This is a genomic window from Chryseobacterium sp. MMO-72, assembly GCF_037146035.1.
GTDB lineage: Bacteria > Bacteroidota > Bacteroidia > Flavobacteriales > Weeksellaceae > Chryseobacterium > Chryseobacterium indicum.
The window spans coordinates 138,502-160,725 of sequence record NZ_JBBCWG010000002.1 but is presented as its reverse complement, the minus strand read 5'-3'; the positions used below and the strand labels follow the sequence as shown (position 1 = coordinate 160,725).

The 22,224-nt window shown below is 35.9% G+C and carries 20 protein-coding genes; 6 read left to right on the top strand and 14 right to left on the bottom strand.

The features are described from left to right. Positions 1-228 precede the first annotated feature (228 nt). The 7 genes from WFH39_RS03235 to recQ all read right to left on the bottom strand — a co-directional run bounded on the left by WFH39_RS03235 (position 229) and on the right by recQ (position 7,349). Positions 229-1,095: a DUF4476 domain-containing protein gene (locus tag WFH39_RS03235; RefSeq protein WP_336688790.1), complete on the bottom strand. Its 867-nt coding sequence runs from the start codon at positions 1,093-1,095 to the stop codon at positions 229-231. A gap of 94 nt (positions 1,096-1,189) precedes the next feature. Beyond that, positions 1,190-2,593, bottom strand: coding sequence for a dihydrolipoyl dehydrogenase (gene lpdA / locus WFH39_RS03230; RefSeq protein ID WP_087710504.1), 1,404 nt, complete (start codon positions 2,591-2,593; stop codon positions 1,190-1,192). A gap of 120 nt (positions 2,594-2,713) precedes the next feature. Beyond that, entirely contained in the window at positions 2,714-3,070 is a 357-nt protein-coding gene (locus WFH39_RS03225; RefSeq protein WP_336688789.1) for a hypothetical protein, read from the bottom strand. A 28-nt stretch (positions 3,071-3,098) separates the two neighbouring features. Beyond that, positions 3,099-3,449 carry a hypothetical protein gene (locus tag WFH39_RS03220; protein WP_336688788.1) on the bottom strand — a complete coding sequence of 117 codons (351 nt, stop codon included), beginning with the start codon at positions 3,447-3,449 and terminating at the stop codon, positions 3,099-3,101. A 64-nt stretch (positions 3,450-3,513) separates the two neighbouring features. Next, positions 3,514-4,593 carry a glycosyltransferase gene (locus tag WFH39_RS03215; RefSeq protein WP_336688787.1) on the bottom strand — a complete coding sequence of 360 codons (1,080 nt, stop codon included), beginning with the start codon at positions 4,591-4,593 and terminating at the stop codon, positions 3,514-3,516. A gap of 10 nt (positions 4,594-4,603) precedes the next feature. Next, positions 4,604-5,116, bottom strand: coding sequence for a hypothetical protein (locus WFH39_RS03210; RefSeq protein WP_336688786.1), 513 nt, complete (start codon positions 5,114-5,116; stop codon positions 4,604-4,606). Positions 5,117-5,144: 28 nt separating this feature from the next. Next, complete coding sequence (recQ, locus tag WFH39_RS03205) at positions 5,145-7,349, bottom strand: DNA helicase RecQ (RefSeq protein ID WP_336688785.1); 2,205 nt, start codon at positions 7,347-7,349, stop codon at positions 5,145-5,147. Positions 7,350-7,508: 159 nt separating this feature from the next. Between recQ and WFH39_RS03200 the strand changes: the two genes are divergently transcribed. The 4 genes from WFH39_RS03200 to WFH39_RS03185 all read left to right on the top strand — a co-directional run bounded on the left by WFH39_RS03200 (position 7,509) and on the right by WFH39_RS03185 (position 13,528). Continuing rightward, the gene (locus WFH39_RS03200; protein ID WP_336688784.1) at positions 7,509-8,468 is read left to right on the top strand and encodes a KpsF/GutQ family sugar-phosphate isomerase; all 960 of its coding nucleotides are present in this window, start codon (positions 7,509-7,511) and stop codon (positions 8,466-8,468) included. Between the two features lie 127 nt (positions 8,469-8,595). Further along, positions 8,596-9,423: a twin-arginine translocase subunit TatC gene (gene tatC, locus WFH39_RS03195; protein WP_336688783.1), complete on the top strand. Its 828-nt coding sequence runs from the start codon at positions 8,596-8,598 to the stop codon at positions 9,421-9,423. 453 nt (positions 9,424-9,876) lie between these two features. Continuing rightward, positions 9,877-11,505, top strand: a complete 1,629-nt coding sequence (locus tag WFH39_RS03190) for a M1 family metallopeptidase (RefSeq protein WP_214589963.1) — start codon at positions 9,877-9,879, stop codon at positions 11,503-11,505. 166 nt (positions 11,506-11,671) lie between these two features. Continuing rightward, positions 11,672-13,528, top strand: a complete 1,857-nt coding sequence (locus WFH39_RS03185) for a M61 family metallopeptidase (protein ID WP_214589964.1) — start codon at positions 11,672-11,674, stop codon at positions 13,526-13,528. 439 nt (positions 13,529-13,967) lie between these two features. Here WFH39_RS03185 and WFH39_RS03180 read toward each other — a convergent pair whose 3' ends face one another. From WFH39_RS03180 to pepE, 3 genes are all read right to left on the bottom strand, one after another. Further along, positions 13,968-15,122 carry a sensor histidine kinase gene (locus WFH39_RS03180; protein WP_250902156.1) on the bottom strand — a complete coding sequence of 385 codons (1,155 nt, stop codon included), beginning with the start codon at positions 15,120-15,122 and terminating at the stop codon, positions 13,968-13,970. A gap of 7 nt (positions 15,123-15,129) precedes the next feature. Next, entirely contained in the window at positions 15,130-16,500 is a 1,371-nt protein-coding gene (dacB, locus tag WFH39_RS03175) for a D-alanyl-D-alanine carboxypeptidase/D-alanyl-D-alanine endopeptidase (RefSeq protein ID WP_214589965.1), read from the bottom strand. A 371-nt stretch (positions 16,501-16,871) separates the two neighbouring features. Further along, the gene (pepE, locus tag WFH39_RS03170; protein WP_336688782.1) at positions 16,872-17,564 is read right to left on the bottom strand and encodes a dipeptidase PepE; all 693 of its coding nucleotides are present in this window, start codon (positions 17,562-17,564) and stop codon (positions 16,872-16,874) included. A gap of 184 nt (positions 17,565-17,748) precedes the next feature. Between pepE and WFH39_RS03165 the strand changes: the two genes are divergently transcribed. Next, positions 17,749-18,312: a hypothetical protein gene (locus WFH39_RS03165; RefSeq protein ID WP_336688781.1), complete on the top strand. Its 564-nt coding sequence runs from the start codon at positions 17,749-17,751 to the stop codon at positions 18,310-18,312. 41 nt (positions 18,313-18,353) lie between these two features. Here WFH39_RS03165 and WFH39_RS03160 read toward each other — a convergent pair whose 3' ends face one another. Further along, positions 18,354-18,836, bottom strand: a complete 483-nt coding sequence (locus tag WFH39_RS03160) for a YdeI/OmpD-associated family protein (RefSeq protein WP_336688780.1) — start codon at positions 18,834-18,836, stop codon at positions 18,354-18,356. Positions 18,837-19,068: 232 nt separating this feature from the next. Between WFH39_RS03160 and fsa the strand changes: the two genes are divergently transcribed. Further along, complete coding sequence (gene fsa / locus WFH39_RS03155) at positions 19,069-19,722, top strand: fructose-6-phosphate aldolase (RefSeq protein WP_076389923.1); 654 nt, start codon at positions 19,069-19,071, stop codon at positions 19,720-19,722. Between the two features lie 60 nt (positions 19,723-19,782). On the opposite strand, the gene WFH39_RS03150 is transcribed toward fsa, so the two are convergent. From WFH39_RS03150 to WFH39_RS03140, 3 genes are all read right to left on the bottom strand, one after another. After that, on the bottom strand, positions 19,783-20,625 hold the full coding sequence (locus WFH39_RS03150) for a GLPGLI family protein (protein WP_336688779.1): 843 nt from the start codon (positions 20,623-20,625) through the stop codon (positions 19,783-19,785). Positions 20,626-20,651: 26 nt separating this feature from the next. Further along, positions 20,652-21,212, bottom strand: coding sequence for a sugar O-acetyltransferase (locus WFH39_RS03145; RefSeq protein ID WP_336688778.1), 561 nt, complete (start codon positions 21,210-21,212; stop codon positions 20,652-20,654). 84 nt (positions 21,213-21,296) lie between these two features. After that, positions 21,297-22,199 (bottom strand): GLPGLI family protein, encoded by a 903-nt coding sequence (locus WFH39_RS03140; RefSeq protein WP_336688777.1) that lies wholly within the window; start codon positions 22,197-22,199, stop codon positions 21,297-21,299. Positions 22,200-22,224 lie beyond the last annotated feature (25 nt).

Below are 22,224 nucleotides of genomic sequence, written 5' to 3'. Positions count from 1 at the left end.
TGTTTAAACTAATTTTAAATTTAACCGTAAAAGAGAAAAAAGACTTTATCCGATTCTTTTAAAGTATTTCAAAAGTCTGCAAAGAGAAAAAATCTTTGATTTCTTTAACTTATGTGCTCTTTTTTCAATTTAGGAATTAAACTTAAACAACTAAAGTGTTACAATCTTTTGCGGTAAAAAAGTTTAGACAAGTTTATCAAGTTACTAATATTAATTTCAAACTATTTTTTATGAATTTTGTACAAATTCCATCAGTTCCCGTTTGCTGCTTTCGAAATCGAAGGCATCGTAAACCAGAAAATATTTATGCTTATCTACACATTTTGAAAACATAGATTTTGCCAGTGAAAGTTTATTTTTATCAAAACTAACTTCTTTTACCAAAGCGCTGATCTGCTGGGAAGTAAACATGGTTGTACGCATCTGCTGTCGGATCATAGAGAGTTTACTGTCGTCAAATCTTGCATTTTTTCTCAACATATCCATGAATTCACTGAAAGAACTGTTATCCATCACATTGGCATAACTTCCGCCATCATTCCATCCTCCCGAATTTCCGTAAGGATTATTCCAGACATCATTCCAGTCATTAAATCCGTAAGACTGGTTCTGAACAGGATATGAATCTAATAAAAACAATCCTTCATTGGTAAAGAAATCAAGAACCAGTCTGCTGTTGTTTCTTACATTCAAAGTGGTTCTGTATAATAAATACCCGCTTTCGTAAATCGAAACTGGAATTCTTCCTGACGGTAGATCAAAAAATCTGAATCTTCCGGAATTGTTGGAAATAAACTGATCTCCCAGTTCCACACTAAACATTCCCTGCTCTGGAATTCTCAGAAAAACTTCGGAATATCCATACTGCTGATTCCATTGATAATTAGGATTTTTAACCCTGAATCCGTTATTATTTCCATTCTGATTTCTGAACCCTGAATTATTGCTGTTTCTGCTCTCCGCTCTTTTTGCTTTTGGAGATTCCATTTCTGTTTTTGAAGCCTCGTTTTTTAAAAGCTCGCCTGCTTTTCCTGCTTCCTGCGCGAAAGAAAAACTTCCTACAAGAAACAAAACACTCATAAATATATTTTTCATAACACTTTTTTTAATCTCCAGCTCCACTTTCATGCCAAAAAAAAGAGAAACCAGTATCTGATTTCTCTTTTTTATTTATATGATTGTTAATCAATTACATATGAATTGGTCTTTTTGCCGTAGCATCTAAAGCTGCTTCTTTAATCGCTTCCGCATACGTTGGGTGCGCGTGAGAACTTCTTGCGATATCTTCTGCACTTGCGCGGAATTCCATAGCAATAACTCCTTCAGCAATTAAATCTGCTGCTCTTGCTCCTACGATGTGCATTCCAAGAACTTCGTCTGTTTTTTCGTCAGCAATAATTTTTACCAAACCATCTACATCACCACTTGCACGGCTTCTTCCCAAAGCCCTCATCGGGAAAGAACCTACTTTATAAGCGACTCCTTCTTCTTTCAACTGCTCTTCAGTTTTTCCAACTCCTGCAACTTCCGGCCATGTGTAAACCACTCCCGGAATTAAATTATAATTGATGTGAGGCTTCTGTCCTGCTAACGTTTCAGCAACAAAAACACCTTCCTCTTCTGCTTTGTGAGCCAGCATTGCTCCTTTTACAACGTCTCCGATAGCGTAAATGTTCGCAACATTGGTTTGTAAATGGTCATTTACTTTCACTCTTCCTCTTTCGTCAAGCTCAACACCAGCTTTTTCAAGTCCAAGTCCGTCTGTGTAAGGTTTTCTTCCTACAGAAACCAGACAGTAATCTCCTTCTACCGTTACTTCCTCTCCTTTTTTGTCTTTCGCTGTAATTTTTACGGTATCTCCGTTTCTTTCCACTGCGGATACGGCTGTAGAAAGCATGAATTTCATTCCCTGCTTTTTAAGAACTTTCGTTAATTCTTTACTTAATGCTCCGTCCATTGTCGGGATAATTTTATCCATGAACTCTACCACAGTAACCTGAGCTCCCAATCTTAGGTAAACAGAACCTAATTCAAGACCGATTACTCCACCTCCGATTACCACTAAATGTTTCGGAATTTCTTTAAGATTTAAAGCTTCTGTAGAAGTAATCACTCTTTCTTTATCTAACGTGATGAAAGGTAAAGAAGACGGTTTAGAACCTGTTGCAATGATGGTATATTTGGATTCGATGGTTTCTGTAGAACCGTCGTTTTTTGTTACTTTGATCTGAGTAGCGGATTCGAAGCTTCCAACTCCTTCAAAAACAGTGATTTTGTTTTTGTTCATCAGATAGCTGATTCCGTCTGTATTTTGTTTAATTACCTCATTTTTACGCTCGATCATTCTTGCAATGTCGGCTTGAGGTTCGTTGATAATGATTCCGTGACCTGCAAAATTGTGTTTTGCGTTCTCAAAATGCTCAGAGCTGTCTAGAAGCGCTTTTGACGGAATACATCCCACGTTAAGACAAGTTCCTCCCAAAGTTGGATATTTTTCAATAATTGCTGTTGTGAAACCTAATTGTGCAGCACGGATTGCAGCAACATAACCACCAGGACCGGAACCGATTACGGTAACATCGAATTGACTCATGTTATTTTATGAATTTGTTTATTATTAACTTTCTTATGCTTACAAATTTAACGATTTATTACCACGTGAGAAAGTGAGATTTGTCAAATTTTAAGGAGAAGTCTGAGTTATAAAAATTTCTCAACAATAATCTTGAATGTCTTTAAATTTCTCAATGATTTCTTTACATTTTTCATCAAGTAAATTTTTATATTTCGTGTCTACTATTTTTAATTTTGAATCAAGTTTGATAAGATACTCTGTATTGTAAAGTTTTCTTTCTTCACCGACTGGGTAAAATTGAATTTCGCTATAGTATTTCTCTAAAATATTTAAATCAATGTTATCTAAAGGTTGGATATCATTTATTCTTCCAATAAGATAATGCATTTTAAAATATCCAGAGTGCATCTCAATTTGATCTGTTATAATAGCAATCGCATTTGAACGTAATTTTTTAATAAACCTGTAATACTTTAGCTTTTCAAACTTATTCATATTTATTTCATCAAATAATGCTAAACCCTTACAAATCCAACTTCAGTTTCCCCTGTCCGAATTCTCCTGTGCTTTCAAAATATGAGCCTCCGTAAACGTACCAATCAAGACTTTCGAGATATTCTACAGCATTTTCAGGGGTTATGTCAGGACGGTCTTTTTTAGAAACAATTCCTTTGTACCATCTTCCGGATTTGGAAAAGCTTTCATATTCCACAAAATAACGGATCCAGATTCTCTGGCAAAGTTTGCACTGCTGAATGCTTACTTCGGCAAATCTTCCGTTCGTTTTATCGATTCCCAATTCTGACGTTCTGAATTCTGTATAGGTGGAAGTCGGTTTTTCGCAGGCGCATCCCAGTTTCTGGATTTTAATCATTACTAATTGTTTTCTGAAATTAAAAGTCCAAAATTAAAAAATATTAGCTGAATACTCAAGATGGCTATTTCATCAGATCCAGCAATACCTTTTCATACTGATTTAAAATAATATTCTTGGAAAATCTGGATTTTATCGAATTTTTAATGGCTTCATTTTCATGATTTTCATGAAGAATCTTCATAATTTTCTGCGAAAAATCTTCATAATTTTCAATATTCGCAATTTCACCATTAGTATCATTCTGAATGATTTCGGTAATTCCTCCGGGACAATTATTGGCTAAAGAATACGTTCCGCAAGCTCCGGCTTCGAGCAAAACATTTGGAAAACCTTCATATCTTGATGAAAGAATAAAAAGATCTGCATATTTTAAAAACTGATAAGGATTTTCCTGTCTTCCGTGAAAGATCACGTTTTTTAAGCCTAAAAAATCTTTCATTTGATGCAAGATTTCACGATCCTTTCCGTCTCCTAAAATATGAAGCAGGACATTTTCGTTTTTAAGCCTTGAGAAAACTTTCAGTAAATTATCAAAACCTTTTCTTGCCGATAAATTTCCGATCGCGACAACATTTTTATAGCCGTATTTAAAACTTTCCGGTTTATGGGAGATTTTAATTTTTTCATCAATAAAATCAAAATCTACAGGATTGTTTATTTTAACGATTTTTGAAGGTTTAATCTTAAAGTTAAGCATCAGATCATGCTTCATATCATCACTCTGCGCAATGATTGTATCGTAATTATTATAGAAATTGTAGAAAAATTTAATCTCCTTTCTGGTAACGTGCTGAGAAACAACATTGGTTTCTCTTGCAATAAATTTTGTTTTGGGAAAAACTTTGATGAATAAAGACAGATAAGCATTTACTTCTCCAAATCCGGAAAATACAATATCCGGCTTTCTGCGGTAAATTTCCCTGAGAATAGGTTTTAAGGAATGTCTTATTCTTTCTGTATTCACATCAATGATTTCAACGTCATCTTTCAAAATATTGAGATAACCTCCCTGTTTGCGCAGAAGCAATATCTTGGGCTCAAAACGATCCCGTGAGAGATGATTTGCTATGGTTGTAACAATTCTTTCGGCGCCTCCGGTTTCCAGATCCGGCAGAATAAATATGACAGAAATCTTTTTCATCACTGTAAAATTAGTAAAAAGTTTTCTTAACCTTCAAACCAAGCTCTTCAAAAACAGGAATAACCTCGTTAATATTTTCAACACTTAGAAATACATATTTATCTTCGGTGAAATTCATTCCGCCTCTGTTGAAAAATGAAAATGGCTCGTCACTTTTTCCAAAGATATTTTCAGGTTCTCCAAAAATGATATTACCAAAAAAACTGCCGTTCATTTCTGCATTGATCTCAGTTATTTCAAAAAAATTTCTCTGCTTTTCAATTTCGCCAGTCGATTTTTCAACAATAATTATTCTCTGATTTGTAATAAGATAGTAATTATTTTTAATATCAAAATATCTTAAAACCCATCTGAAAAATGCGAGATAAAGACCTATAAAAAACATGACAATTCCAAAGATGAGAATCAGAGATTTGCTGAAAATAAAAAGTACTGAGACAGCCAAATAAAAAAATGAAAAAAGAATTCTGAGTTTTTCAGTTGTATTAAAAAAGAAACTCTTCCGTGGAAGAATTTCTTTCATTATAATTTCGTTATTGTTTAAAGTAAATTTAGTTGGCAACATCGCTGATGAATTTTATTCTCAACATCCTCACCTCTTCATCCGAAAGTTCGTCTCCGAATTCATCAAGCAGAACTTTCATGCTGTCGCTTTCAGATTCATTCATGAATTCCATGAAACCGTCAACAATATCTTCATCAAAATTATCTTCAATATAATAATCGATATTCAGTTTGGTTCCCTGATAAACAATACGCTCCATTTCCTTCAGCAATTCGTCCATCGAAAGATTTTTGGCTCTTGCAATGTCTTCAAGGTCAATCTTTTTATCGGTACTCTGAATGATGAAAACTTTGTGACTGGATTTGTTTGCCACCTGTTTCAGAACCATATCCTGAGTTCGCTCGATATTGTTGTCTTCTACATATTTACTGATGAAATCTGCGAATTCTTTACCGTATTTCTTGGCTTTCCCTTCCCCAACTCCGTAGATTTTGGTGATTTCTTCCACCGTAATAGGATACTGAACCGTCATATCTTCCAAACTCGGATCCATAAACACCGTGTAAGGTGGAATTCCGTGTTTTTTGGCAACTTTTTTTCTTAACTCTTTAAGCTGATTGAATAAATTCTGATCCAGACCGCCTCCGGACTGCATCTGAACCTGATCGCTTTCTGCTTTTGTCTGCGTTAAATCAAACTCTCTGTCTTCTGCAATTAAGAAAGAATGTTCCAGTTTTCCGTCAAGAACCAGTCTTCCCTTTTCAGCAATTTTTAAAACGCCGTAGGTTTCAATATCTTTCTGTAAAAAATTCTGAACTGTTGCCTGTCTTAAAATTGTTTTCCAGTGGTTGTCTTTTTCTTCTTTTCCAAAACCGAAATAAGAAGTCTGTTCCAGTTTGTAAGACTTAGTAACCGCAGTTTCTTTTCCTGCGATGACCGAAATCAGATCTTTAGCTTTGAATTTTTCTCCGGTATCATTAATAAGCTCCAGAACTTTTTTAAGATCGTCTGTTGCATCTTTTAATTTTGGAGGATTCGATGAATTATCGCACATTTTTGCGCCGTCACCATTGATCGGATCAAAATTTTCTCCAAAATAATACAGAATATACTGTCTTCTGCTCATTGAAGTTTCAGCGTATCCAACCACTTCATTGAGAAGCTGTAATCCGATTTCTCTTTCGGAAACAGGCTTCTGCGCAAGAAATTTCTCCAGTTTTTCAATATCTTTAGGATCGTAGAACGCGAGACAATGACCTTCTCCTCCGTCACGACCTGCACGACCAGTTTCCTGATAATAACTTTCCAGAGATTTCGGGAAATCGTAATGAATTACAAAACGTACATCCGGCTTATCGATTCCCATCCCGAAAGCAATAGTTGCCACAATCACATCCACTTCCTCCATCAGAAATTTGTCCTGGTTGGCTACCCTTATTTTCTGATCCAGTCCTGCATGATAAGGCAATGCATTTACGCCATTTACCTGAAGAAGCTGTGCAAATTCTTCAACTTTTCTTCGGCTCAGACAGTAAACAATTCCGGATTTCCCTTTATTCTGACTGATAAATTTTACAATTTCCTTGTCTACGTTTACTTTTGGCTGTACTTCATAGTAAAGATTCGGTCTGTTGAAACTTTCTTTAAAGACCAAAGCATTCGTCATCCCAAGAGTTTTCTGAATGTCGTCCTGAACTTTTGGTGTAGCTGTTGCGGTAAGTGCTATCACCGGAACATCAGCAATTTTATCGATAATGGATTTCAGGTTTCGATATTCCGGTCTGAAATCGTGTCCCCACTCTGAAATACAGTGTGCTTCATCAATCGCAAAGAAAGATATTTTTACATCTTTCAGAAAATCTAAATATTCTTCCTTAATTAATGATTCCGGAGCAACGTATAAAAGTTTGGTCTTGCCATTTTTAATATCGTCGAAAACCTGTTTGGTCTGCGTTTTGTTTAATGATGAATTTAAAACGTGTGCTACTCCATCGTCAGATGAAAGCCCGTTCACAGCATCTACCTGATTTTTCATCAACGCTATAAGCGGAGAAACCACGATTGCCGTACCTTCCGAAATAAGAGCCGGAAGCTGATAACATAAGGATTTTCCTCCTCCTGTAGGCATCAGAACAAATATATCCTTCCCTTTCAAAAGGTTTTCTATGATCTGCTCTTGCTGTCCCTTAAAAGTAGAAAACCCGAAATATTTTTTCAATTCGCCTGATAAATTGGCTTTTTTTGCGCTCATCTAATTTTCTATTGCTAAATTTGCATCTAACCCAAAGATATGAATTTTTCGCTTAAAATAAAAGCGAACGAATTTATAAAAAATAAAATTTATATTAAATATTCTTTTAAAAATATAACGCTTTTTAAGAGATTTTTTGTATACGCCGTAAAAAGAAAAATGGAAAGAGCCGATATTATTTCAATCGCAAAAAGCACTTTAGAAATAGAAATTTCAGAACTTGAAAAACTTAAATCCAGAATTAATGACGATTTTGCAAAAGCCGTAGAAATTATTCATTCTGCCAAGGGAAAACTTATCGTGGTGGGAATCGGCAAATCGGCACACGTTGGAAATAAAATTGTCGCTACCCTGAACTCTACAGGAACCCCTTCTCAGTTTTTACATGCTTCGGAAGCCATCCACGGAGATTTGGGCGTTATTCAGAAACAGGATGTCGTTTTATGTATTTCAAATTCCGGAAATTCACCGGAAATCGTGAATCTGGTTCCTTATCTGAAAGATTATTCTTCTGCCTTAATAGGAATGACCGGAAATAAATCCAGCAAACTTGCCGAATTTTCAGAAATTATTTTAAATACTCATGTAGAAAAGGAAGCGTGCCCGAATAAACTCGCGCCTACCAGTTCAACCACTCTGCAAATGGCTTTGGGAGATGCTTTGGCGATTGCTTTAATGGAAATGAATGATTTTAAAGCAAATGATTTTGCTAAATTTCATCCGGGAGGAAGTCTGGGTAAAAATTTAATTTCGAAAGTAGATGATTTTCTTTCATCTCAAAAACCTCAGGTTACTGAAAATGATACAGTAAAAGATGTTATCATCTCCATCAGCGGTTCCCGACACGGAATCACAGTTGTAACGAATAATGATGAAATTATCGGAGTCATTACCGATGGAGATTTGAGGAGAATGCTTTTAAAAGGCGATGATATTGCGAAAGTTCTGGCAAAAGACATCATGTCTGCGCATCCCAAAACCATCGAGAGAAACGCTTTGGCTAAAGAAGCCATGAAAATATTAAAGGACAATAATATCGGACAGCTTGTGGTAACGGAAAACGGAAAATATTTCGGGATTATCGATCTGCATAAATTGCTGGATGAAGGAATTAATTAATCAGAATGTATACGTGAAAAGATTTAATTTTTTTCATAATAAACACGCATCTGCATTTAAAAAAATGAAACATCTCTTTTTACTGAAACTTTTTCCCTAAATTTGAAATCTTAAAAAAAATTATCCTGTGAGTGATGCAAAAGACATGTCTTTTTGGGGACATATTGGTGAACTAAGAGGTCATCTCATTCGTTCAATTCTTGCTATTATAGTTGCTGCAGTTATTATCGGTTTCAATATCAACTGGATTATGGATCACGTTTTCTTTGGTCCTACCCGAAACGATTTTGCGACCTTTGAGATTGTGAATCATTTTTCTAAAATGATTTTGGGCGAAGACAGCATTCACCTTCCGAAAGATTTTCCGGTTCGTGCAAGCAAACTTTACCAGCAGTTTAATGTGATGATGGCAGTTTCCATTTTTGGAGGAATAGTTTTGGCTTTTCCTTATATTGTATGGGAACTTTGGAGATTCATCAGTCCGGCTCTTCATCCAAATGAAAGAAAAAATTCAATCTTTATCATCAATTCGGTTTGGATTTTATTCATGACGGGCGTTTTATGCGGATATTATTTAATCCTTCCTTTTGCGGTTAATTTCGGGGTTATTTTTAAAATTTCCAATATCATTATTCCGCTTTACGATTTAAGCGATTATACGACTCTGTTTTTACAGGTAGTTTTAGGAATGGGGGTAATTTTTCTTTTTCCCGTTCTTATTTATTTCCTTACCACCATCGGAATTCTTACTCCAGCATTTATGAAAACATACCGTCGTCATGCGATTGTTTTAATCATGGTGGTTGCAGCAATTATCACTCCGGCAGACGTTTTAAGTATGTTGATGGCAGCATTTCCACTGCTTTTACTGTACGAATTCAGTATCATCATGTGTTCGTATACCTATAAGAAAGTTCAGAAAGCGGCTGGAAATTTACCTGCAGTTCAGAAATAATTTTTATCCATTCAAAATATAGTCCCGTAGATTTTCTGCGGGATTTTTCTTTTTCAGGAGCTTTATCGCGCTTTCCGCACTCGCTATTTTCAAGGTTCAGTTTTTGCGGCGGCTTCGCCGCCGCAAAAACTGAACCTTGAAAATGAGCTCAGACAATTGCTGCAATCGCGGCTAGGATTTTTGTGTGGAAAAGAATTGTTTCTGAAAATATTGATAATAAGTCTTTTGCGGATTGTGTTTTTTTTAACCACCCCGTCAAAAATTCTAAAGAATTTTTGCCACCCCTCCAAAGGAGGGGAATTTCATTACATAAACAACTGATTACCAAATAATAAATTCAAAGAATGTAACAAAGTTTTATTTGCTTCGTCTAATTATGAGGATCATAATCATTAATATCCACTTTATTTTACGTTTATTAATTTATATTTTAGCCATTATAATTTAATTCAGATGAAAAAACTTTCATATACGCTTTTGTTTGCGGCAAGTTTTTCTTTCGGACAGTTTTTCGAGAAAGATAAGGTTTTCACAAAACAGGATACCTTAAAAGGTTCCAATACACAATTCCGAAATTTTTGGGACGTCAAAAAATATGACCTTTCCGTAGAGCCGGATTTTGCCCAGAAAAGCATTAAAGGAAACAACAAGATCAGTTTTGAGATCATTAAAGACGTTACAAATCCTACGTTTCAGATTGATCTGCAGCAGCCAATGAAAGCGGACAAAGTGGAAGCCAGTTTTCCAGTGGCAGAATATAAACAGGATGGCGATTTTATCTGGATCAAAACCAATAAAAGCTTCAAAAAAGGAGAAAAATATATCATTGATGTAACCTATTCCGGAAATCCCACCATCGCAAAACGTGCGCCTTGGGACGGAGGCTGGGTTTTCACCAAAGATGAAAACGGAAATCCGTGGATGAGCGTTGCCGACGAAGGAATCGGAGCTTCTATCTGGCTTCCTACCAAAGATATCTGGGACGATGAACCTGACAATGGCGTTGTGATGAAAATTATTACTCCAAAAGATTTAGTGGGAGTTGGAAACGGAAGATTAATCAGTAAAAAAGCAGAAGGCGATAAAATGTCTTACACATGGGAAGTAAAAAACCCGATTAACGCCTACTCTATCATTCCGAATATTGGAAAATATGTGAATTTCAAAGACACTTTTACCGGAGAAAAAGGGAAACTGGATCTGGATTACTGGGTAATTGATTATAATTTAGACAAAGCAAAAAAACAGTTTCAGCAGGTAAAACCGATGCTTTCTGCGTTTGAATACTGGTTTGGACCCTATCCTTTCTATGAAGATTCTTACAAGCTTGTAGATTCGCCTTATTTGGGAATGGAACATCAAAGCAATGTTGCTTACGGAAACGGTTACCAGAACGGTTATCTTGGAAGAGACCTTTCTGGTACCGGAGTTGGTCTGAACTGGGACTTCATCATTATTCACGAAAGCGGACATGAGTGGTTTGCGAATAATATTACGGCAAAAGATCAGGCAGATATGTGGATTCACGAAAGTTTCACAAACTATTCCGAAGTACTTTTTACAGAAAGATATATGGATAAAAAATCTGCAGAACTTTATGCGGTGGGAATCCGAAACGGTATTAGAAATGATGTCCCGATTATCGGGAAATACGGCGTAAGAAATGAAGGAAGCGGCGATATGTACCCGAAAGGTGCAAGTATGCTTCACACGATTCGTCAGGTCATCAATAACGATGCAAAATTCAGAGAAATTTTAAGAGGAATCAATAAAGATTTTTATCATCAGACGGTAACAACACAACAGATTGAAAATTACATTTCAAAGAAATCCGGAATCGATTTTTCAAGTGTTTTCAATCAGTATCTGAGAACCACAAAAATTCCGACACTGGAATATTCTCAGAAAGGCGAAGAACTGAAATTCCGCTACACCAACGTTGTGAAGAATTTAAAACTGCCTATTATTGTTGACGCAATTACCATTAATCCAACCGAGCAATGGCAGACTGTAAAACTTAAAAAAGGAACTCCGGTACAGTTTAATGAAAATTATTATATCGATTATAAAAAGGTACAGTAAAACTTAATCATAGAAGCAAAATCGTTTTTCGGTTTTGCTTTTTTGTTTGATTTAACCGCAATTCAGTATTAAATTAATGAAGCTCTTTAAATTTTAACAAAAATTTAAAACTTTTAAAGTAACAAAATCAGTTTTTCATCAACTACTTGAATATAATTTGAACTCAATGAAAAAAATAGCACTAAGTTTAGGATTACTGGCTGCGTTTTTTGTAAATGCACAGTCTATAAAAACTACGATAGATCTGGTAAATGTAAAAGACGATAAGGTTGCCGTAACGATGGAATTCCCAAAAATGAAATCCGGTGACGTGAAGTTTCATTTTCCTAAAACCGTTCCGGGAACTTATTCTGTAGACGATTACGGAAGATTTGTAGAAGGAATTAAATTTTTAGATAACAAAGGAAAAGAAATTGCTTTCACAAAAGTAAATGACAACACTTACGCTCTGAAAAACGCTCAGAATTTAAGCAAAGTAACCTATCTGGTGAATGACAGTTTTGATGAAGAAATGGACGATTCCAAACACAAAGCGGTATTTTCACCTTCGGGAACAGATATTGAAACCGGAAAAGTTTATTTAATCAATACCCACGGTTTTATAGGTTACATCGATAATATGCAGGATGTTCCTTATCAGTTGGTTATCCAGAAACCGACAGATTTCTACGGAACAACCGCTTTGGTAGATCAGGATAAATCTGAATCTACAGATACCTATACTTTAGCCAATTACGCAAAAGTGACCGATTCTCCGTTAATGTACACAAAACCGGATTATGTGACGTTTAATGCAGGAGGAATGGATCTTGTTTTAGGCGTTTATTCTCCGACAGGAAAATACAAAGCTGCTGATTTCAAAGAAAATCTTGAAAAAACGGTGATTGCACAAAAGAAATTCTTAGGTGATATGAACACCAACAAAAAATATGCGATCATGCTTTATCTTTCGGGGATGGAAGAACCGCATATCAAAGGTTTCGGAGCTTTGGAACACCACGAATCAACAAGTGTTGTCCTGCCTGAAATGATGCCGAAAGATGCGATTGACAAAACCATTACAGATGTTGTTTCTCATGAGTTTTTCCACACGGTAAATCCTTTGAAAACGCATTCGGAAGAAATTCATTATTTCGATTATGCAGATCCGAAAATGTCTCAGCATTTATGGATGTATGAAGGCGGAACGGAATATTTTGCGAATTTATTCCAGATTCAGGAAGGTCTGATCACAAAAGATGAATTCCTTCAGAGAATGAGCGAAAAAATTGCCAACTCCAAAAACTATAATGATACCATGCCTTTTACGGTAATGAGTAAAAATGTTCTGAAGGACGAGTATAAAGACCAATACAGAAACGTTTACGAAAAAGGAGCGCTTCTTGCGATGTGTCTTGATATCGAATTGAGAAAGCTGTCCAACGGAGAAATGGGCTATCGTGACATGATCAGAAAACTGTCGCAGCGATTTGGCGAAAACAAACCGTTTAAAGACGATAAACTGATTGACGAACTGGTAACAGTTACAGGGTATCCTCAGGTAAAAGACTTCTACAACAAATACATTGCGGGAGATCAGCCGACTCCTTATGCACAATATCTGAGTCTTGTAGGTGTAGAAGCAAAAAAACAGGAAACTCCGCCAATTTTCTGGTTCATTAAAGATCCTCAACAGACCGGTTTTGATGATAAAGATAATGCTTTTGTATTCGACGAAAGTTCTGCCCTGTCTCCTTTCTCAAAAAGCATCGGATTTAAAATCACTGATAAAATCGTTGCTCTCGACGGAAAAACCATCAATGTTCAGAATATCCAGTCGTTTGTGGAGTATGCGAAATCTGTAAAGGAAGGACAAAATGTAACGGTAACCGTTTTAAGAAAAAATGGTGACAAAACAGAAAAAATCGATCTTAAAGGGAAAGCAATTCTGGATAAAATGACGATCGAAACGCTTCAGTTCAAATCTAATCCAACAGCCACTGAACAAAAATTACAGGATCAGTGGTTAACCGGAAAAAAATAAATGCAGCTAAGATTAAAATTAGGACTTAGTAATCAAGCGGGGAATTTTCTCCGCTTTTTTTATTGTCAATGTGAACCCATAAGTTCTTTGAGTAAACAGATGCTTTTTGACATTGCTAATCCCAATTGTTATTTTGAAATCCTGTCAGAATGAGTTTGTCGAAGTCTTTGTAAATGCTGTAAATAATGGATAATTTTTAGGAGCTTTTTCCTGCTTTCCGCACTCGCTATTTTGTGTATTTTGGTTTGCGGCGGCGAAGCCGCCCCAAACCAAAATACACAAAATGAGCTCAGACAAAGCTTCAATCAGGGCTAAAATTCAGGTCGCTCCTTATAAATATTCAATAAAAAATTGTCAGTTAACAAAAATCAAAATATAAATTTCACAGCTTAGATTCCTCCGGAATGACAAACTTTACACAGCACATTCCTAAAACAATTTACCCTTTCTTAATCGTAATCCTAAAAGTCGTTCCCTTTCCTATTTCCGTCTGGGAAATTTTAATATCTCCGTTGTGATATTCCTGAATCACTCTTTTTGCAAGAGACAATCCCAATCCCCAACCTCGTTTTTTGGTGGAATAACCCGGCTTAAACGCATTTCTTGCCTGTTGTTTCGTCATTCCGCTTCCCGTATCCTGAACTTCCACAACAATATTTTTATTTCTTTCCAAAACAGACATAGAAATAGAACCCTCTCCTTTCATCGCATCCACTGCATTTTTAACCAGATTTTCAATCACCCAGCTCATCAGGATTTTATTATGGGGAACCAAAATTGTATAATTGGGAAGATGAAGTCCAAAATTGATCTTTCTTGAAATTCTTGTTTTCAGATAATCATAATTCTCCTGAATGGTCGCGTTGAAATCCCTATCATTCAGTTCCGGAACAGAACCAATCTTCGAAAACCTCTCGGAAATCGTTCTTAATCTTTCAATATCTTTTTCAATTTCATGAACGCCTTCGGAATCCGGAGTATCCAGCTTCATAATTTCCATCCAGCCGATCATGGAAGATAATGGAGTTCCGATCTGGTGTGCAGTTTCTTTAGCCAGACCTGCCCAAAGATAGCCTTCATCCGTTTTTTTAATCGTCCTTAAAAACCAGAATGAAAAAAGAAAATAACACAGAATGAAAAAGCCTAAAATATAAGGAGAATACCGAAGATTATTAAGCAATTCGGAATTATCATAGTATACAAACTGATTGTTGGCATTGGGAACTTTTATTTCTATTGGCGGATAATTTTTAGCCATTTTATTAGCCAAAGCAACAATTTCAGCAGAATTATTTTCAATATCCTGCGGAATATTTTTATGCTCAATAATCTGTCCGTTCTTATCGAGAATAATTACCGGAATCGTGGTATTGGAACTGTAAATCTGCAGCAGCAAAGCCTGAATTTCCAGACTCGGAACCTTCACTTCCTGCTGAAATTTCAGTGCAGTGACTAAAATATCTACCCTTTTTACTTCTTCTTTTCGGAGGAAATTAAAAAGGATCGTAGAAGCAATAACAATTGTTAAGACAACAATCGTCATCAGCGTAAAAATAATCCAGTTGTTAAGTCTCGCAAATATGGATTTCTTCAAGGCAAATTTATTTTAAAACATTCAGGATTTTCTGCAGTTCTGTGCTTCCGTTTCCTTCATAATTGTTGATGATAATGGAGAAAACATATTTTTTTCCGTCTTTTGAGGTGTGGTATCCTGCGTAAGATTTGGTATCGCTCATCGTTCCGCTTTTCATTTTCATACCGTTATCGTGCGTTGGAAAACCATCATAATAAGATTCAAACCAAGGCTGTTTTCTGGCGTACAGCAAAGCCTGAACTTCTGCTTTTGCGGCAACATAATTTTGCGGAGAAAGTCCGCTTCCGTCTGCAAAATTAATCATATTCGGGTTGATTCCCTTTGATTTCCAGAATTCTTTTAAATAAGCCACTCCGCTTTTAAAACTTGGATCGCCTTTTTTCTCTTTTCCTAACGTTTTTATTAAAGTTTCTCCATAAAAATTAATGCTTTTTCTCAGAAACCAGTAAATAATTTTATCCAAAGTCGGCGATTCGTAGGTAAGAATAATATTATTTTTTGGAGCCTGCAATGCCTTTTTCCCTTCAATTTCCAGTTGGGAATTGGTAACCACTTTCCCCGAAAAATCAATTCCCGAATCTTTTAGCCATTGCTTCACTTCTGCTCCAAGCTGCAAAGGCGGATTGGGAACCGAACCGGAAACCATAACCGTTTTGGCGGGTAAAGTTCCGTTAATCAGCGCAACGTCAGAATGCGGCGCCGTAAAAATCAGACTCTGATCTGAACTTCCGCCCACTTTAAGATCATTCAGCCAGTTAACTCCTTCAAGCGGATAAGAGAAGCTTTTGAATTCATTTCCGTTGATGTTGATATCGAACTGGTTTTCGCGCCAGTTGATCCCCCAAACTCCGGCTCCATAGTAATTTCCAAGATCATTCCATGGCCATCCTCCCGGAATCGTCTGATGATCAAAGTAAGAATCGTCGATCACAAGATCTCCCGAAATTTTTTTAATCCCGGACTTTTTTATGGCATCAATTAATTTCTGCTTAAAAATTTCGGGTTTATACGCTTCATACCTCCAACTTCCCAATGTGGGATCTCCAGTTGAGCTGATGAAAAGATTTCCGTTCAGGTTTCCACCAGAAATATTTCCGGAATATGATGAAGTAGTCTTATACGTGTAGTTCTTTCCTAAAATCTCCAAAGCTGCTCCGGCAGTAAATATTTTCTGCGTAGAAGCTGTGGAAAGTCCTTTATTTCCCTGATATTCATAAATAAAATTTCCGTTTTCATCGGAAACATAAAATGATAAGTTAGACGAAATTGCCCCTGAAGAATTCATCAGGTTTTTGGTTGCTTCATCCAGTTTCTGAGTAATATTTTGGGCAAAAATAATCTGCGTGGATAATGTAAGAACAGCCAATGTCTTTTTCATTGCGTTTTTTTATAAACTTTTTATTGTCTTTTTAGAAATAAAGAATCTGCTTTATTTTTTCAGCATATTTTTAAGTCTGTCTAAACTTTTATTTAACCGCAAAAGCCACAAAAGATGAACTAAACTTTTATTTAAAGCTGATCATTATAAATGAAAAAGCTCAACATAGTTTTTTAAAATCTTTGATTTTTATTCTTTTGATCGCTTAATTGATATGCTTCGACAAGCTCAGCATGACACTGCTACAAATAAACTGTTGATATAAAACCGTTAGTATTATAAATATCATGCTAAACCTGCGAAACATCTGATTTCATTTACATATGAATTCAAAATCAAATTCTTCAATTCAAATATAATTAAAATAAAATTTACAGTTCAGTTCCGGATTCGATTTCATAAGGTTCCTTCCCTTTTTCGAAGATTCTCGTGAGTTCGGTTCCCTCAACGGTAATTTTATCGCCCATTCTTCTGATCCAGTTTCCTTCACGAAGTCCGACAACTTTTAGGTCATTCTGCGTTAAAAATTCTTTAATTCTGGTTTCTCTCGTTTCGCCATTATGTTTAAGTTCAGGATTCGGATCGAGATAATGCGGATTGATATTGAACGGAACCAGCCCCATACAATCAAAACTTGGAGGATATACAATCGGCATATCGTTCGTTGTTTTCATATTCTGTCCGCCGATATTGCTTCCTGCGCTGCATCCCAGATAAGGTTTTCCGCCTTCAACATTTTCTTTCAAAACATTCATCAAGCCTTCTTCATGTAAAGTTTTTACTAGTAAAAAAGTATTTCCGCCTCCTGTAAAAAATGCTTTCGCGCTGTTTATGGCTTGTGTTTTATCCTCAAATTCGTGAAGACCTTTCACTTTAATATTTATGGTTTCAAAAAAAGAACGTGCTTTTGCTGTATAATCGTCATGAGAAATTCCGCCCGGTCTTGCGAAAGGCACGAAAATGATTTCTTCGATTCCTTCATATAATTTGATTAATTCTTCTCTCAGATATTCCAGATATGCTCCACCAAAGAGTGTGGAAGTTGATGCCAAAATGATATTCATAACGAATGATTTGTCTTATGATCGTTGTGTTACAAAGATAACCGAATCTACAGCGAATCAAAAATAATGATAAAAAAACATAGAATCCCGTTAATATTTTCCAAAAAAGTTTAAAGGTTCTAAAATTTAGACGTTTATGGAATTATAATTGAACTTTAGTTATCAACTTGAAAAATGTAAGATTATGAAAATGATTAAAAGTAATATCCAAAACCTGTTTTTAGGTTTGATGTTTATAGGAACCGCAAGTTTTGTAAATGCACAGACGACACAGACAGACAGTACAACTGCTGCAAAAACAACCACAACAACCGCTCAGTCGACAGGAAATCCAACGATTGACGGTCTAAAAAAACAGATCGAAGCCAACCCGAAAGATACCGAAGCTTTGGCAAAATTAGCCGGAGCGTATCAGGAAGCTTCAGACTGGACAAATGCAATTGATACATGGAAAAAGATTTCGGTTTTAGTACCGGATTGGGCGCCATCTTATTATAGTCAGGCTTATGCCTATCAGTCTGCGAAAGACGATGCCAATGCAAAACTGGCTTATGAAAAGTATATTGCAACGGTAAAGCCTGAAGAGGTGGAACAGAATAAGAAAAATCTGGCATATGCCTATTTTTACGTAGCGTTCTCCGAACAGCAGAGCAATCCTGATAAAGCAAAGGAGCATATTGCCAAATCTTTACAGTACGATCCTACCAATCAGGATGCTGTAAAGTTAAGCAAAGCTTTAAATTCATAGTTGTGAAAGATCCGAAGAAAATTTCTTCGGATCTTTTTTTATTAAATTTTCCTGCCGAAAAAGTCTGTTTCTCCTTTCAGATACTGAATGATTTTCTGAATATTTCTCTGAATGCTGTTTTCAGTTTTCAGATGATTGATGTATTTTATCAGCTCTGACCTTCTTGAAGAAGTTAAATTTTCAAAGTTTCTTAAAGCAACAGGATTTTCTTTGATGGCTTTCTCCAAGTCAGGATGCATAGAAATTTTTCTCTCGGAGTCATCATATTCAATAAAAATATCAAGTGTTTCGCCAATTCTTTTTGGTGAATCTTTTAGCATGGTTACATTAATATACAACCGCCATTCTCCCTTATATTTCATTAAATTCTGCTTAAATTCTTTGCCGTTCACTGTTCCTTTTACGGGAATCGGACTTTTATTTTTGTCTGAATTTTCAAATACGGCGGCAAGAATTTCTTCAGGAAGAAAAACAAACGGATTAATTCCGATAATTTCGAGTTTCGCGGTGAAATGGTTTTTCATTACTACTTTATTGTTAACTAAATTAGTGATTATTTTAAAACTGTAAATCTTTAACCACCCCGTCAAAAATTCTTTGAATTTTTGCCACCCCTCCGAAAGATGGGAATCGTAATTCTCTACTATTCACTTTTGTTTTAACAGAAACTCTACCTGAATGCAGAATCTCATCTTTAATTAATTTTCCACTCAAAAAGGAATGATTATCTTTGTAAAAAATAAATCTGTAAAACAAATGAAATTTTTTATTGACACTGCTAATTTAGAGCAAATAAAAGAAGCTAAAGATCTTGGAATTCTTGATGGGGTAACAACTAACCCGTCTTTAATGGCTAAAGAAGGAATTCAGGGAGCTGAAGCAATTAAAAATCATTACAAAGCTATCTGCGAAATTGTAGATGGAGATATTTCTGCGGAAGTTCTTTCTACAACGTATGAAGAAATGATTAAAGAAGGGGACGAATTGGCAGCAATCCACCCGAATATCGTGGTGAAAATTCCGATGATCAAAGACGGAATCAAAGCATTAAAATATTTTTCAGATAAAGGAATCAAAACGAACTGTACGCTGATTTTCTCTCCGGGACAGGCTCTTTTGGCTGCAAAAGCGGGTGCAACTTATGTTTCTCCTTTCCTTGGAAGACTGGATGATATTTCTACTGACGGATTGAATTTAATTCAGGAAATCAGATTGATTTTTGATAATTATATGTATGAAACTGAAATTTTAGCAGCTTCTATCCGTCATTCGATGCACATTATCGACTGTGCTAAAATCGGAGCAGATGTAATTACCTCACCGCTTCCTCCGATCTTGAGTTTACTGAAACATCCTTTAACAGACAGCGGATTGGCGCAGTTTGTTGCAGATTCTCAGAAATTATCTTAATATATCTTTATATTTCAGAATAAATTACGGCGCGGAAACTTCGTTTCCGCGCCGTAATTATTATTTCAGTAAATCCAGTTCCAGAAGATTATTGTCTTTTGCATTGTCTTCTTTCACTTTTCTCTCACGCTCTCGAATCATGTCTTCCACATCCAGCTTATTTCCTTTTTCGTCGGTCATCATGATTTTGGTTCCGCTGGCAAGCATCTGCCGTATTCCTTTTGTCGGATTAATCCGGTAATCCAGAAACTGTTTTTTATATTTCTCCTGATTTAAAGGAACCAATGCTCCGAATCTGTGATTTTCTTCCTGACTTTTCCATTCCCGATCTTTTAAATCTATAATTTCCTTTAAAACATAAGAATGAGAGTTCGTCTGATCTTCCAGCTTAACAATTAATCCCGGTAATCCATGAAATTTATACGGCCCGTCCTGAATCGGAATATCGGCAACAAACCAAGCCGTCCATTTTCTTCCTGCAAAATCCGTGGTTGCTTTTTGTGCATTAAATTCACCCACTTTTTCTTTTTCCGGTAAAATTTTCCATTCCATTTTCCTGTCATCGGAAACTTTGTACTCATCCATATCCAAACGATTGAAGAACAAAATTTTATAGTCGGGATAAGATTTTTGAACAACATAAGGAACCATTCCGAACTTAATTTTGGAAAAATCTCCGTTCTGATGTTTCGACTGAGCCTCGATCAACGAATCTGAAATATATTTGTCTCTGCTGTAAAATTTCGAACCTTTTTTAGAAACATCAAGGTATATGGATTCTGTGATCGATACATCTTTTTTTGTAGAATCTGAAACAAATCTGTACTCATAAACAAAACGTTTATTTTGAGCATTAAAGAACATTCCCAATAGCAACGCAAACGCAATAATGATCTTCTTCATTAATATTTTTTATTTAGTTTAAATTTTTAATTCATAATATTCTTCACTACTTTACAAGGATTTCCCACTGTAACCACATTGTCCGGAATATCTTTGGTTACGACACTTCCCGCTCCGATCACCGAGTTATTTCCGATAGAAATTCCGGGAAGAACCACTACATTTCCTCCGAACCATACGTTATCTCCTACTGTAATGGGATGAGCAGATTCCAGCCCTTCGTTTCTTTGTTTAAAATCTATGGGATGATTTGCGGTGTAAAAACTACAGTTGGGACCGATAAAAACATGATCTCCGAAAGTTACTTTTGCACAATCCAGAATTACCAGATTATGATTGGCATAGAAATTCTCTCCCACTTCAATATTGTATCCGTAATCGCACCAGAAACTGGGCTCAATGCAGATGTTCTGTTTTACTTTTCCTAAGATCTTTCTCAGCAGTGCCGCTCTTCCTTCAGCATCAGAATTTTTCAGGAGGTTGTACTCCTGACAAAGATCTTTTACTTTAATTCTTTCTTCAATTAGTTCCTGATCGTAATTGGCATTATACAAAAGTCCTTTCGCACATTTTTCCTTTTCCGTCATATTTTATGATTTGCAATTCTAAAGATAACAAAAACAAAACAGGGCAAAAATTACTTTCGCCCTGTTTAAGAAATATTTAACCTATTATTTTACCAGATCCGGCTCAATAGGATTGTTATTTTTTGCCAGAGATTCTTTTGTTCTCTTTTCCATTTCCCTGAAAACCTGATTAGGATCTGAGATTTCTTTTCCGTCTGAAGTTTTTACTTTAAAAGTCATCTTAGAATTATCAGTATTTCTCATCATCATTTCCCTCATGTTTTTAGTAGGATCATTTACATAATCTTTCCACGCTTTTCTGAACTGATCTTCCGTTACTTCAAGCTCTTTTCCGCCCATTCCGAAAACCCTGATGTTTTGCGGAAGTTCCGGTTCTTTTTCTGAAGCAGCAGCTTGGGCAACTTTTTTATTTCCCACCAAAGTCATGATGTGGGAACCTGTAGTATCTTCAATTTTAACAATCAGCCCCGGTAAACCGTAGAATTTATAAGGTCCGTCCTGAAAAGGAATATCTGTAGAAAACCATGCAATCCATTCTCTCCCGCCAAAGCTTGTGGTAGCTTTCTGCGTATTGTATTCTCCGATTTTCTGCTTGTCGGATAAAATTTTCCATTCCGGTTTCTGATCTTCTCTGATTTTATACTGATCCGAAGAAACACTTCTGAAAAGATATGTTTTGAAATCGGGATAGCTTTTGGTTACTTTGAATGAAACCTGTCCCGGATTTTCTCTTCTGTTAACACTGATATTTCCGGAAAATGATTTGATCTGCTTCTCCAGTTCTGCTCTGGAAGTGGAATCGGCAACAAATTTTGTTCTGCTGTAATAATTCGAGCCGTTTTTATCAATATCAAGGTACATCATTTCGCTTTTCACGTCTTCCTTATTATTGAAATCGGGAATGAATTTATAATCATAGAAAAAACGGTTGATCTGTGCATTGGCAAGAATTCCCGCCAATAAAAAGAGGAGTAATTTATATTTCATAAACTGTATTTTAAAAAAAACTCTG